Genomic DNA, 13,042 nt, shown 5'->3' with positions numbered 1-13,042 from the left:
TCCGCACGCTGCACCCTCGGTTCACTCGCTGACGCTCGCTCACGACTGCGCCCCGCTGACGCTCGGCTCCGTCGTGTCAGCGCCGCACTGCGCCCCGGCACCGGATCGTCGGCCGCCCTCGCTCACGCCGCACCACCATTTCGCTTGGCCAGCAACCACACCAGCAGCGCCTTCTGCGCGTGCAGCCGGTTCTCCGCCTCGTCCCACACCACACTGTGCGGGCCGTCGAGCACCTCGTCGGTGACCTCTTCGCCGCGGTGCGCGGGCAGGCAGTGCAGTACGACGGCGTCCGGCTGGGCCTGCGCGAGCAGGTCGGTGTTCACCTGGAATGGGCGGAACGGGCCGACCCGGTCGAGGCCGTCGTTCTCCTGGCCCATCGAGGTCCAGGTGTCGGTCACCAGCGCGTCCGCGCCCTCGGCCGCGGCCATCGGATCGTTGGTCAGCGTGATGGACGCGCCGGTGTCGGCGGCCCGTTTGCGGGCGGCCTCCAGGATCCACGGCAGCGGTTCGAAGCCCGGCGGCGCGGCGATGGTGACGTTCAGTCCCGCGGTGACGCCGCCGAGCAGCAGCGAGTGCGCCATGTTGTTGGCGCCGTCGCCGAAGTAGGTGAGGTTGCGCCCGGCCAGGTTCCCCTTGCGTTCGGCGAGGGTCTGCAGGTCGGCGAGCACCTGGCACGGGTGGAACTCGTTGGACAGCGCGTTCACCACCGGAACCGTTGCCGTGACGGACATTTCGTCGAGCCGGTGCTGCTCGAAGGTGCGCCAGACGATCGCGTCGACGTAGCGCGAGAGCACCCGCCCGGTGTCGCCGAGGGTCTCCTCGCGGCCGAGCTGGGTGTCGCGCCCGTCCACCACCACGGCATGCCCGCCGAGCTGAGCGATGCCCATCTCGAAGGAGAACCGGGTGCGCGTGGAGTTCTTCTCGAAGATCACCCCGACCCCGCGCGGCCCCTCGAGCGGACGCCGCGAGAACGGCGCCTGCTTGAGTTCGGCCGCGAGAGTGAGGATCTCGGCCTGCTCGGCCGGGCTCACATCGTCGTCGCGCAGGAAGTGCCGTACCGCGTGTGCTGAAGTCATTGCGCCGCAGCCTCCTTCGCGTCTTGGGCCGCCCCGTCCAGAATCTCCGGCAGGTCGGCGACGAAACCGTCGGCTTGGGCCTCGGTGAGGATGAGCGGCGGCGCGAGCCGAATCACGTTGGGCTTGGCCGGATTCACCAGGTAACCCGCCGCCCGTGCGCGCGTCTCGATTTGGGCGGAGACGTCGTCGGTGAGCACGATGCCCAGCAGCAGCCCGGCCCCGCGCACGTTCTTGATCAGCGGATGCTCGAGCAGTTCGATGCCGTCGACGAGCCGCTTGCCGACCGACTCCACGTGCGCGAGCAGATCCTGCTCATCGATGGTGCGCAGCACCGCGAGCGCGGCCGCCGCGCAGACCGGGTTGCCGCCGAAGGTGGTGCCGTGCATGCCGGGGGTGAGCAGCTCGGCGGCCGGGCCGGTGGCGAGCACCGCGCCGATCGGCAAGCCGCCGCCGAGGCCCTTGGCGAGCGTCATCACGTCGGGCACGATGCCGAAAGCCTGGTGCGCGTAGAACTTTCCGGTCCGGCCGATGCCGGTCTGCACCTCGTCGAGGATCAGCAGCGAGCCGTGGCGCGAGGTGATCTCGCGCGCCTTGGCCAGGTAGTCGATGGGCGGAACGACGACGCCGCTCTCCCCCATCATCGGCTCGAGGAACACCGCGGCGGTGTCCTCGTCGACGACCGCCTCGAGTGCGGCGACGTCGCCGTAGGGCACGTGCACGACGCCGGGGGGCATCGGCTCGAACGGCGTCCGCTTGGCCGCCTGCCCGGTGAGCGCGAGCGCACCCATGGTCCGGCCGTGGAACGCCTCCTCGCACGCGACGATCTTGGTCCGCCCGGTCAGCCGCGCGATCTTGAACGCCGCCTCGTTGGCCTCGGTGCCGGAGTTGCAGAAGAACGCCCGCCCGCTGTGCCCCGTCTCCGACGAGCCGTCGGCGAAGTGCGCCAGCAGCCGCTCGGCCAGCTCGATCACCCGCTCGTTGGCGTAGAGATTGGAGGTGTGCCCGAGCGTGCCGAGCTGCTCGGTGACCGCGGCCAGGATGGCCGGGTGTGCGTGGCCGAGGCTGTTCACCGCGATGCCGCCGAGGAAGTCGACGTAGCGGTTGCCGTCCGCGTCGTAGACCACCGCGCCCGACCCGCGCACGAGGGTGATCTTCGGGGTGCCGTAGTTGTTCATCATCGCGGCGTTCCACCGCGTCTGGAGTTCTTGGTCTGTGCTCATATTCTCGTTCCGTCCGGCGAGCCCGCCCCGTTCGAGGACGAAGCGGGCGTCACCATCGTTCCGATTCCTTCTCCGGTGAACAGTTCCAGCAGCACGGCGTGCGGGACGCGGCCGTCGATGACGTGCGCGGTCGGCACCCCGCCTTGTACGGCGCGCAGGCAGGCCTCCATCTTGGGCACCATGCCCGCGTCCAGGCGCGGCAGCAACTCCGCGAGCGCCGCGGTGTCGATGCGGGTGATCAGCGAGGACCGGTCCGGCCAGTCGGTGTAGAGGCCCTCGACGTCGGTCAGCACCACCAGCTTCTCCGCGCCGATGCCCTCGGCGAGCGCGGCGGCGGCGGTATCGGCGTTGATGTTGTGCACCACGCCGTCCGCGTCCGGCGCGATGGTGGACACCACCGGGATGCGGCCCGCGCCGATCAGGTCGAGCACGGCGTCCGGGTTGACCGAGGTGACGTCCCCGACCAGGCCGATATCGGTCGGCTCGCCGTCGACCTCGACCGTGCGGCGGGTCGCGGTGAACAGGCCGGCGTCCTCACCGGAGATGCCGACCGCGTACGGGCCGTGCGCGTTGACGAGCCCGACCAGCTCGCGTCCGACCTGCCCGAACAGCACCATTCGCACGACATCCATCACCTCGGGCGTGGTCACCCGGAATCCGCCGCGAAACTCGCCCTCCAGGCCGAGCTTCTTCAGCATGGCGCTGATCTGCGGCCCGCCGCCGTGCACGACGACCGGATGCACGCCGACGGTGCGCAGGAAGGCCATGTCGGCGGCGAACGCCCGCTCGAGCTCCGGGTCGATCATGGCGTTGCCGCCGAACTTCACGACGACGACCTTGTCCCGGAACTTCTGCAGCCAGGGCAGCGCGTCGGCCAGGATGTGCGCCTTGTCCAGCGCCGAAAGCTCGTGGCGCAGTTGGCCGCTCATGAGCTGTAGGCCGAATTCTCTTCGACGTAGCCGTGCGAGAGGTCGGTGGTGCGGATAGTCGCCTGTGCGTCACCGACATTCAACTCGATGCGGACCTCGATGTCCATGCCGGACAGGTCGACCTCGCGGGCGCCCGGCGCGCCGACGCCGTCGACGCAGACGGGATTTCCGTTGAATGACACCGAGATCCGATTCGGGTCGAGGGTGACCGGCGCCATGCCGACCGCGGCGAGCACGCGGCCCCAGTTCGGGTCGGAGCCGAAAAGCGCCGTCTTGACCAGACTGTCGCGGGCGACGGTGCGCGCCGCCGCGACCGCCTCCTCCTCGTTCGCCGCGCTCGCGACCGTCACCAGCACCCGCTTGGTGACGCCCTCGGCGTCGGCCATCAGCTGGGCGGCCAGGTCGTCGCAGACCGCGAGGACGGCCGCGTCGAGGTCGTCCTGGCTCGGCGTGACCTCGCTCGCGCCGTTGGCGAGCAGCAGCACCGTGTCATTGGTGGAGCAGGAGCCGTCGACGTCGAGCCGGTCGAACGTGCGCGCGGTCGCGTTGCGCAGCGCCCGGTCCAGCTGTTCGGGGGTGGCGACGGCGTCGGTGGTCAGCACCACGAGCATGGTGGCCAGCGAGGGGGCGAGCATGCCCGCACCCTTGGCCATGCCGCCGACGTTCCACTTGTCGCGGTGGTGGAACGCGGCCTCCTTCGGCACCGTGTCGGTGGTCATGATGGCGTGGGCCGCGTCGAGGCCGCCGGAGAGTCCGCCGCCCATCTCGTGCACGATCTCGGTGATCGCCGGGACGAGCTTGTCCATCGGCAGCCGGTCGCCGATCAGGCCCGTCGAGCAGACCGCGATCTCGCCGGCGCCGGTCTCGGAGCCCCAATTGCTCAGTGCCGCAGCGAGTTCCTCGGCCGTCTTGTGCGTGTCCTGGAAGCCGCCTGCACCGGTGCACGCGTTCGCGCCGCCGGAGTTGAGGATCACCGCGCGCAGGCGCCCGCCGGAGAGCACCTGCTGCGACCACAGCACCGGGGCGGCCTTCACCTTGTTGCGGGTGAACACGCCCGCCGCGGCGTACTCCGGGCCCTCGTTGAAAACCAGTGCCAGGTCGGGCTTTCCGCTCGCCTTGATGCCCGCCGCGATGCCCGCCGCGCGGAAGCCGAGCGGCCCGGTCACGCCCTGGTTGCGCACCAGCTTGCCCTTGTCGGTCGATATCGCGGCGGATGTCGTCACGGTGCCACTCCTACGGTGGAAAGTCCTGCGGTCTCGTCGAATCCGACGGCCAGGTTCATGGATTGCACCGCGGCGCCCGCGGTGCCCTTGGTCAAGTTGTCGATCGCGCCGATCACCACGAGCAGGCCCGCGTCGGCGTCCACCGCCACCTGGAGGGCGACGGCGTTGGAACCGAGCACCGCACCGGTCTGCGGCAGTGCGCCTTCCGGCAGGAGGTGCACGAAAGGTTCTTCGGCATAAGCTTTTTCGTAGACGGCGCGCGCCTCTTCGGCCGACACCGTCGTCGGCGCCGTGCAGGTCGCCAGGATGCCGCGCGGCATCGGCGCGAGCACCGGCGTGAACGACACGGCGACGTCGACACCGCCTACGGCGGAGAGGTTCTGGGTGATCTCCGGGGTGTGCCGGTGCGCGCCCGCGATGCCGTAGGCACGCGCCGAACCCATCACCTCCGAGCCGAGCAGCCCGATGTCGAGCTTGCGTCCGGCGCCCGAGGCTCCGCTCACCGCAACGACATTCACCCGCGGCTCGACGATCCCCGCCGCCACGGCAGGCGCCAGCGCGAGGCTGGCCACCGTGGGGTAGCAGCCCGGCACCGCGATCCGGGCCGCGCCGCGCAGCTTGTCGCGGCCGCCCGGCAGCTCGGGCAGACCGTACGGCCAGCTGCCCGCGTGCGCGCTGCCGTAGTACTTCTCCCACGCCTTCGGGTCGGTCAGCCGGAAGTCCGCGCCGCAGTCGATGATCACCGTCGACTCGGGCAGTTGCTCGGCGATGGCCGCGGACTGGCCGTGCGGCAGGCCGAGGAACACCACGTCGTGGCCCGCCAGCTCCTCGATGCTCGTCGGCGCGAGCACTCGATCCGCCAGCGGCAGCAGGTGCGGCTGCAATTCACCCAGCGTGCTGCCCGCGTTCGCACCGGCCGTCAGCGCCCCGATCTCGAGGAGGCCCGCTCGATACGCCGGGTGCCCCAGCAGTAGACGCAGCACTTCTCCGCCCGCATACCCGCTCGCGCCGGCCACCGCGACCCGAAGGGCGGGCCCGTTCGGCTCCGAATCAACCATGTGATGATTATGCACGACTATGCAATCTCATTCACAGGGTGGGGCGTCAGTTCCACCGTAGCCCCGGCTCACGAACGAGGTGTGCCGTCCCATCGCCACGTAGTGAGCCTCGCGTGGCCTGGCAGTTCGGCGCGTCCGGTAGCCCACAGCAGGGTCGTCCACGGGTCCGTATCTCGCGGCGCGTCCGGGAACAGCCGGGCCAGGACCCGCGAACACAGCTCGGCCGGCGGATTCCAGGTCAGGCCCAGCCCCTCCGCGAGGTCATAGGTGTGCACCAGGGTCTCCACGATGCCCATCGCGGCGAAACCCTCGGGATCCGAGTTGCCGAACCCGTGATACGCGATCGTCTCCGGCGGCGTGGTCCGCACCATGGCGACCAGCAGCGCCCCACTCGCCTCCAGCACCTGAAGCAGCCCCGCCGCCCCCGCCGACCGATCCGCGTGCACCGCGTTCGCCGGCCCACCCGGCCTGCGACTCTCCCACACAAACGGAACTTCCCGATCCAGCGGCGGCGCAGCAGGCCCCAACTGCACCGCGTACGCGAACAGATCATCACTGAGATGCTCGACCGTCTCCCAGCAATCCCACTCCAGCGACCCGGCCTTCCCCTCCCAGGCCCCCGCCCCCGCCTCCCCCAACACCCCAACCGCCAACCGAACCGCCACCCCCAAATCCTCAGCAGTAACCTTCGCCCGGCCGGAACCAACAGATCGCGACATGTCCGAACGATACCGAAGCACCGATGTTCCAGTCGCTAACCGACCTCTCCCAGTCGCATCAGCAACCGACCGTGCACAGCCGACGGCACCATATCGACTACCTCACCACCCGACGCCGCGACTTCTTTGACCAACGAACTGGATACGGACCCGTAAGCCGGATCGCTGGCGACGAAGAGGGTGTCCAGGCCGGCGAGCGCGCGATGCATCCGCGCCATGGGCCGCTCGTAGTCGAAGTCGTTGCCGCGCAGTCCCTTAACGATCACCGTGATCTCCTGCTCGCGCGCGAAGTCCACCAGCAGCCCCTGCCAGGACTCCACGCGCACATTCCCGATGTGAGAGGTCACCTCGCGCAGCATCTCGAGACGCTCGTCGAGCGCGAACATCGTCCGCTTGTTCGGGTTGACCATGACGGTGACCACGAGCTCCTCGAACTGGGCCGCCGCCCGCTCGAACACATTGATATGGCCGTTCGTCACGGGGTCGAACGACCCGGTGCACAGGGCTCGTGCCATGGCTATAGAAGATACCGCGACGGAGTCGCGTCACGCGCCGAAGCCGCTGCGGGAGGCCACGACCCGCGCTGATCGTGCACGGCAACGACATACGCCTGGTCGCGTCCGGACCGCCAACGCGCACTCAGCAATTCCTGCCCCACGCGCGATCGGCGTTGTCGCCGAACGACTGTCGAGGCGCTCGTGAATTCTGAAGGGCGGCTCAAGTGTCGGTTCCGTAGGCACGCAGGAATGTGTCGACCGCAGCTTCGGCCAACGCGCGCAGCTGGGATGGGGTGGGCTTGCGGGTTCCGGTGCGAGTTTCCAGTGGCCCTGTGAGAAGGGCGAGGAATTGCTCGGCCGCCAGCGCGGGATCGACGGTGCGCAGTCGTCCGGCGAGCATGTGCCTGGCCAGTCGATCGCTCAATGCTTCTACGAGAAGGCGGGATGTGCGGTCGTGGACCGTGTCGATCAAGTCCGGGAAGACGGGCAGTTGGGCGTAGGTCAGTGATCGCAGCGATCGGGCGCGCTCTCCCGCGTGGATGCGCAGTAGTCGTAAGGCCGAATCCTCCAGTGCGGCAGGCAGACTCGCGTCGGTGGCGCGTAGCGGAGAGAGCGCTTCGAGACATTGCCCGCCGATCGCGTCCGCGACCGCTTCGACGGCATGGCGGAAGAGCGTTTCCTTGTCGTTGAGGTGGTTGTAGACGGTGGGCTTGGCGACGCCCGCTTCGTCGGCGATCTCCTGCACGCAGGCCTGCCCGTAACCGCGTCGCGCGAATACGACGAAGGCCGCGTCGAGGATGGCTTGACGCTTGTCGATCCGGCCGTTGGTAGCCGCGGCTTTCCGCACCGGCTCATGTTAACCCACCGATCTTCTTACTTGAACCGACGGGTTCAACTCGTGCTATGTTGACCAACCAGATCGCTTGACTGAACCAGCGAGTTCAATTCTGGAGGCACTCATGATCGTTCACCAGCTACGTTTCGGATTCCGCGAAGGCACCACCGAGGAACAGAAGGCCGACGTTCTCGCGGTACTGCGGCGCACCGCCGCCATCGAATCGGTGTCCTTCTCGGTAGTCGGCCAGCACCTCGGCGATCCGGCGGCAGGGTACGAGTACGGCTACTGCGTCGGCATCGAAGACCTCTCGGCCCTCGAGCGCTACATGCACGACCCGATCCACCTGGCCGGCGACCCCGAGATCATCCCGCACCTGGCCCGCATCGCCATCGGCCCGGACGCCTCCGACGACCTCGACCCCGAGCTCGGCGCCAAAATCATGGCGATGCATGAGCGCAAGCTCGCGATGTACCCCGAGTGGGCGCGGTTGATGGAAACCATTCCGGAGGTGAGCATCGCCTGAGCCGGGGCGATCCAGGCGGCGCGATTGGTCCGCCAGCGAGAGATGCGCTGCGACACAACGGACCTCAGCGAATTTCGACCACCACTTTGCCGAGAGCGTGACCCGTACCGGCATACTCCAGCGCGGCCGCGGTCTCGTCGAGGGGGAAGCGACGATCGATGTGGATATCGATCCGGCCCGAGACGCACAACTCCGCGAGGGGTGTGAAATGCGCGGGACCTTCCTTGACGGCGAGGACCCCGAGCCTGCGGCCGGTCACCCTGCCCGCGACCACACCGACCGTCGCCATCCGCAGCAAAGCGCGCGTGGTGCCGCCGACGCAGCGGTAGCGACCGCCGCGCGAGACGCATCTGCGGTAGGCGAAGACCGACCGGTGCGCGACGAGGTCGAGCACCCGATCGTAGGGCCCGGTCCGGGTGAAATCCGTAGTGCGATAGTCGATCACCTCATCGGCGCCGAGGCTGCGCATGAACGCAAGTTTGTCCGCGTTGTCCACCGCGGTGACGTGCGCCCCCGCTGCCTTGGCCAGCTGGATCGCGAACGCCCCCGACCCGCCCCCGGCACCGTTGATCAACACCGACATTCCGGATGCGATATCGGCCGTGCCCTGTGTGGCGATCGCCGCCGCCTGCGGCAAGGTCGACGCTTCGGCGAAGCTGAGCGACGCCGGTTTATGGGCCAGCGCCGACTCCGGCGCCACCGCGTACTCCGCGAAACCACCCTTGAGCGTGAGGTTGTCGCCGTAGACCTGATCACCCGGCGCGAACAGAGTGACCTCGGAGCCGACGGCCTCGACCCGCCCGGCGATATCGGATCCGAGCACCGGTCGTCGCGGCGCCCGCAGCCCGCCGATGCGCGAATACAGCGGCGTCCCCAGCAGCGTCTCCCAGTCGGAGAGGTTGATCGACGTCGCATGCACCTGCAGGAGAACCTGTTTCGGCCCCGGCGAGGGTCGCGGGATCTCCGCGATCGACAGCACCTCGGGTCCACCGTAGCGGTCGTACACGACCGCCTTCATGAGGTTCGTCGAGCGAAGGCCTGGCATGCAGCGGAGTCTATGCGGTAGACCGTCTCGCGTCGCACGAAATGCGCTCGCTTCCAGTGCGTTCCACCAACCGGCGCAAGACGCCGACTTCCCTCGAACACGGCGTGCCCCAGCGCGTTACCCAGGCCCGATAATATAGCCTCCCGCTATATGCCCCATCGAAGTCGGCTCTGATGCCCGCTACCAGGACCGCGGCGCGTCCCACCGCTTCGTGAAGAACTGCTGACGTAACGGACATGCCCTGCTGGTGCACCAGCAGGGCCACGACTGCCCTCGGCGACCGGCAGTACCCGCGAGTTGCGTTGTGACGGTATGGGCGTGCACAGTGCTGACCGGTGACACAGACACACCCCGGCGGCGCACAGCGATTCGGCCTGATGCCCGCCCCGGCGCCGGATCGAAGCTGAAGGAAGGGTGATCAACGATGCAACGCGCCGATGATGCTGTCGTGCAGGAGTTCTCGGTGACCGACGGCGACGCGGGCCCCTACGCGATCACCACGGGCGGCGACGGCGCGCTGTGGCTCACCCTTGTCCACAGCGGCGAGATCGCCCGCCTGACCGTCGACGGCGCCGTCGACCGATACCCCACCGGGCTCGGACCCAGCATCATCGCCGCGGGTGCGGACGAGGCCCTGTGGTTCACGCGATCCGGCGACGACCGCATCGGCCGCATCACCCTCGACGGCGAGCAGTCCGAGTTCGAATTGCCTTCGGGCAGCGGACCGTTCGGCATCTGCGCCGGCCCAGACGAGTCGATGTGGTTCACCCAGATGCACACCGATCGCATCGGCAGGATCACCCTCGACGGCCGGATCACCCACTTCGACCTCCCGGGCAGGGCGCCTTCCCGTCCATGATCGCGTGCGGTCCCGACGACGCCGTATGGTTCACCCTCAACCGGGCCAACGCCATCGGACGCATCGACCTCGACGGCGAAACCACGCTTCACCCGCTTCCCGGCCCCGGCGCACCGGTCGGCCTCACCCGCGGCGCGGACGACGCCCTGTGGTTCGTCGACATCGCCGCCGGCCGAGTCGGCCGCATCGCCGTGGACGGCGCCATCCGCATGTTCCCGCTCCCCGACCCGACCGCGAAGCCACACGCCATCACCGCCCTGCCCTCCGGCGACTGCTGGTTCACCGAATGGGGCGCCAACCGCCTGGGCCGGATCACCCCGACCGGCGCCATCACCGAATACGACTTGCCCACACCGGAATCCGAACCCCACGGCCTCACCGTCGGCCCCGACGGAGCAGTGTGGACGGCATTGGAAACCGGAGCGGTCGCCCGCATCGCACCGTAACCGCCGGTCCCTGCCTCACGTACCTCCCGTCAACGCAAGGCAGCGACCTCGGCCCAGAACGAGCATTGATGTTCGCGATCGAAGTCGATGAGCTGAACTCCTTCTCCTGAGGTGGTGAGCGCCGGCAACACCGTCGCACCCGGTTCCGTTGCGGGCCAAGCGGGAAGACGTTCACCGTTGGGATTTCCGGTGCGGGCGAAGTTCGTCCAATAGTCGATCATCAGATCGCTCAAACGCCGCTGTTGCGCGTTCAACTCGGGTCCGATAGCGCCGTGTCGCATGTCGAACAGGTAGTACGCATCGGCGGAGTGGTACGCCCCCAATGGGTAGCCGGGCTCGGGAAGAACGGGCGGAACCGACGCGTCGGCGAATTCGTAACTGTAAGTGGGCACATGAGCGGCGAACCGGCGATCGCGCTCGAGGGTGGGACAGGCGAACGCGCTGTCGGTGGTGACCGATGCCCAGGTTCGGCTGGGCGGCTCGGACGCTCGCATCGGGTATCGGTGTGCCACGGCATCGGCATCGGCGGCGAAAGCGTCGGCGAGGTAGCCGTGGTACCGCTCGGCGGTCATGGTCGAGGCACTCGACGGATCGAGGGCCTGAAGATAGGTCGTCTCATCGCGAGTTGTCCCGGACAGCACTGGAATTGGCTGCGCGCCGCCCTCGGCCAACACCCTGGACGGGTCATCCGGCAACGTAGGACTTCCATAAGACAATCCCGCGAACGTGCCGAACAACGGCATCAGATCGGCGGTGGCATGGCTACGCAGACACGCCACAGCGGCGGGTCCGGCGCAATACAGTTCGGTGGCAACACTTTCGCCGCGCGCGGCCGCGCTCGCCGGGTTCTCCCAGGGAGAGGTGGTCGGCAGTCCCGGCGCCAGAGCATTCGCGGGAATCTTGGTGGTGCACATCGAACTCTGAATGACGGCGCGCTGAAAGAGCCCTCGCGCACCGGGCGACGCGAGCTGAGCGCACACGCTCTCACCGCCCGCCGACTGACCGAACAGCGTGACGTTGTCCGGATCCCCGCCGAACGCGGCCGCATTGCGACGCACCCATCGCAGCGCGGCCTGCTGATCCTCCAGCCCGTACGCACCCGACCCTGTCAATCCGGGATAGGCGAAGTTCCCGAAGATCCCGAGCCGGTAGTTGACGGTCACCACGACAACCCGTCCCCTTGCCGACAGGCGACGCGGGTCGTACTCGGCGCCCGAACCTTCGACGAAACCGCCGCCATGTAGCCACACCATCACCGGCAGACGTTCACCTTGGGCGCCAACGGGTGTCGTGACATTGAGATAGAGGCAGTCCTCGCTGTCACTGGCCGGCGTTCCACTGGCGGACGCGAATTGCGCACACCGCCCGCCGGGTTCGGTGGCTGTCCGGACGCCACTCCAGCCCGCATGCGGCTGCGGCGAGTGCCAGCGCAGCTCGCCGACGGGCGGCGCCGCGTACGGAATCCCCTGGTACTCCAAATGATCGGAGAATGCGGTGCCACGCACGACGCCGAGATCGGTTCGCACGGACGGCCCGGAATCCTCATCTCCGCACGAGAGGGTCAGCAGTAGAGCCGCCAACAACAGTGACGCGCCTCGGAAGTGAGCAGTGCGCATAAGTCACATCACTCTCGGACTTCGGAACACCTTGCGCCACAGCAGGATCGAACCACCGATCCCGATCGCGAGCACGTGCCCCGTCAGGCGCGCCCACGGGGGTAGGTCGAGATAGTTCAGCAGGAACCAACTCTCCGAGCCGCCCGCGAGGTTGTTGATCAGGCCACCCACCCCCTGAATGAGCAGGAGCAGTCCGACGGCTTCCAGCATCACGCCTCCTTTATCAATACACTCGTATTGCTTTGCTGGTCACGGTAGCGCCGGCAGTGGACTAAGGTCAAATCAATACGATCGTTTCGGAAAGGTGCCGGGTGTGAGTAAGGCGGGAACGGCCACACGCGGCTTGGGTGCCGCACACGACGAGCGGCGACGAGCCATCCTCGACGCGGTATTCGCGATCATCGATACCGACGGGGCCGAGCAGGTCAGCATCCGAAACGTCGCACAACGCGCCGGCGTGTCCATCGGCCGGGTGCAGCACTACTTCTCCAGCAAGGACGACCTGCTCACCGCCGCCTTCACCACCATCACCACCCTCGGCGGCGACCGCGTCCGCGACCGACTGACACAGACCCCTCGAGAACCTGTCGCGACACTGCGCGCAGTACTCACCGAGATGATTCCGCACAGCGAGGACGACTGCCGACTCCACCGCATCATGCAGTCCTTCGAGGCCTACGCACGCCCGCGCCCCCACCTCGCCGCGCAGGTCACCGAGGGCTACGACGGACTGATCGAACTGGCCCGAACGCTGCTCGGCGGCGAACCTGACCTCGCTCGCGAACTGATCGCGCTGACCGTGGGCCTCGCCGACCTGGTCCTCACGGGCAATCTCACTGCGGAACAGGCGGAGCGAATCGCGCTCACCAGACTGGACCAGATCACATCGGCCTGACCGCCCGTCCGCTTTCCGCAACCAAGGTTCAAAACGACGGATGCCTGGGCTGCGAATCGCAGCGCTTGTCACCTCCGCCCGCCGCTCCGCACGCGAAT

Annotated in this window: 13 protein-coding genes and 1 pseudogene; 3 read left to right on the top strand and 11 right to left on the bottom strand. The window is 68.2% G+C overall.

The features are described from left to right. Positions 1-122 precede the first annotated feature (122 nt). The 8 genes from argF to ON39_RS12860 form a co-directional block, all read right to left on the bottom strand. Positions 123-1,076: an ornithine carbamoyltransferase gene (gene argF, locus ON39_RS12895; protein ID WP_040733988.1), complete on the bottom strand. Its 954-nt coding sequence runs from the start codon at positions 1,074-1,076 to the stop codon at positions 123-125. Continuing rightward, entirely contained in the window at positions 1,073-2,296 is a 1,224-nt protein-coding gene (locus ON39_RS12890) for an acetylornithine transaminase (protein ID WP_040733985.1), read from the bottom strand. Before ON39_RS12890 ends, argF begins: the two co-directional genes overlap by 4 nt. Beyond that, positions 2,293-3,225 carry an acetylglutamate kinase gene (argB, locus tag ON39_RS12885; RefSeq protein ID WP_040733983.1) on the bottom strand — a complete coding sequence of 311 codons (933 nt, stop codon included), beginning with the start codon at positions 3,223-3,225 and terminating at the stop codon, positions 2,293-2,295. The genes ON39_RS12890 and argB overlap by 4 nt, the downstream gene beginning before the upstream one ends. Continuing rightward, complete coding sequence (gene argJ, locus ON39_RS12880; RefSeq protein ID WP_174412523.1) at positions 3,222-4,430, bottom strand: bifunctional glutamate N-acetyltransferase/amino-acid acetyltransferase ArgJ; 1,209 nt, start codon at positions 4,428-4,430, stop codon at positions 3,222-3,224. Before argJ ends, argB begins: the two co-directional genes overlap by 4 nt. Before the next feature lie 14 nt (positions 4,431-4,444). After that, positions 4,445-5,506, bottom strand: a complete 1,062-nt coding sequence (argC, locus tag ON39_RS12875) for an N-acetyl-gamma-glutamyl-phosphate reductase (protein ID WP_040733979.1) — start codon at positions 5,504-5,506, stop codon at positions 4,445-4,447. A 68-nt stretch (positions 5,507-5,574) separates the two neighbouring features. Beyond that, on the bottom strand, positions 5,575-6,171 hold the full coding sequence (locus ON39_RS12870) for a hypothetical protein (RefSeq protein WP_255219264.1): 597 nt from the start codon (positions 6,169-6,171) through the stop codon (positions 5,575-5,577). Positions 6,172-6,260: 89 nt separating this feature from the next. Continuing rightward, positions 6,261-6,740: a pantetheine-phosphate adenylyltransferase gene (coaD, locus tag ON39_RS12865; RefSeq protein WP_040733976.1), complete on the bottom strand. Its 480-nt coding sequence runs from the start codon at positions 6,738-6,740 to the stop codon at positions 6,261-6,263. A gap of 202 nt (positions 6,741-6,942) precedes the next feature. Continuing rightward, a complete protein-coding gene (locus tag ON39_RS12860; RefSeq protein ID WP_040733974.1) occupies positions 6,943-7,569 on the bottom strand; it encodes a TetR/AcrR family transcriptional regulator in 627 nt (208 codons plus the stop codon). A 112-nt stretch (positions 7,570-7,681) separates the two neighbouring features. On the opposite strand from ON39_RS12860, the gene ON39_RS12855 reads away from it, so the two are divergent. Further along, the gene (locus ON39_RS12855; RefSeq protein ID WP_040733972.1) at positions 7,682-8,083 is read left to right on the top strand and encodes a Dabb family protein; all 402 of its coding nucleotides are present in this window, start codon (positions 7,682-7,684) and stop codon (positions 8,081-8,083) included. 64 nt (positions 8,084-8,147) lie between these two features. On the opposite strand, the gene ON39_RS12850 is transcribed toward ON39_RS12855, so the two are convergent. Further along, positions 8,148-9,128 carry an NAD(P)-dependent alcohol dehydrogenase gene (locus ON39_RS12850; protein WP_246003179.1) on the bottom strand — a complete coding sequence of 327 codons (981 nt, stop codon included), beginning with the start codon at positions 9,126-9,128 and terminating at the stop codon, positions 8,148-8,150. A gap of 424 nt (positions 9,129-9,552) precedes the next feature. Between ON39_RS12850 and ON39_RS12845 the strand changes: the two are divergent. Continuing rightward, positions 9,553-10,433, top strand: a pseudogene (locus ON39_RS12845) (Vgb family protein). A 29-nt stretch (positions 10,434-10,462) separates the two neighbouring features. Here ON39_RS12845 and ON39_RS12840 read toward each other — a convergent pair. Beyond that, positions 10,463-11,959, bottom strand: coding sequence for a carboxylesterase/lipase family protein (locus ON39_RS12840; protein WP_157195451.1), 1,497 nt, complete (start codon positions 11,957-11,959; stop codon positions 10,463-10,465). A gap of 93 nt (positions 11,960-12,052) precedes the next feature. Further along, entirely contained in the window at positions 12,053-12,259 is a 207-nt protein-coding gene (locus tag ON39_RS12835) for a hypothetical protein (protein WP_040733964.1), read from the bottom strand. Positions 12,260-12,362: 103 nt separating this feature from the next. Here ON39_RS12835 and ON39_RS12830 point away from each other — a divergent pair, with 103 nt between their 5' ends. Beyond that, entirely contained in the window at positions 12,363-12,944 is a 582-nt protein-coding gene (locus ON39_RS12830) for a TetR/AcrR family transcriptional regulator (protein ID WP_040733962.1), read from the top strand. Positions 12,945-13,042: the final 98 nt, after the last annotated feature.

Origin of the sequence: Nocardia tenerifensis NBRC 101015, assembly GCF_000308715.1 — a bacterium.
In the GTDB taxonomy this organism is placed as follows: domain Bacteria; phylum Actinomycetota; class Actinomycetes; order Mycobacteriales; family Mycobacteriaceae; genus Nocardia; species Nocardia tenerifensis.
The sequence above is the reverse complement of the archived record's forward strand: the minus strand, read 5'-3'. Positions and strand labels throughout refer to the sequence as shown.

Excerpts from the sequence above, each read along its gene's own strand:
- ON39_RS12835 (WP_040733964.1), bottom strand. The coding sequence starts at position 12,259 with ATGCTGGAAGCCGTCGGACTGCTCCTGCTCATTCAGGGGGTGGGTGGC.
- ON39_RS12850 (WP_246003179.1), bottom strand. The coding sequence starts at position 9,128 with ATGCCAGGCCTTCGCTCGACGAACCTCATGAAGGCGGTCGTGTACGAC.
- ON39_RS12855 (WP_040733972.1), top strand. The coding sequence starts at position 7,682 with ATGATCGTTCACCAGCTACGTTTCGGATTCCGCGAAGGCACCACCGAG.
- argF (WP_040733988.1), bottom strand. The coding sequence starts at position 1,076 with ATGACTTCAGCACACGCGGTACGGCACTTCCTGCGCGACGACGATGTG.
- argC (WP_040733979.1), bottom strand. The coding sequence starts at position 5,506 with ATGGTTGATTCGGAGCCGAACGGGCCCGCCCTTCGGGTCGCGGTGGCC.
- ON39_RS12890 (WP_040733985.1), bottom strand. The coding sequence starts at position 2,296 with ATGAGCACAGACCAAGAACTCCAGACGCGGTGGAACGCCGCGATGATG.
- coaD (WP_040733976.1), bottom strand. The coding sequence starts at position 6,740 with ATGGCACGAGCCCTGTGCACCGGGTCGTTCGACCCCGTGACGAACGGC.
- argB (WP_040733983.1), bottom strand. The coding sequence starts at position 3,225 with ATGAGCGGCCAACTGCGCCACGAGCTTTCGGCGCTGGACAAGGCGCAC.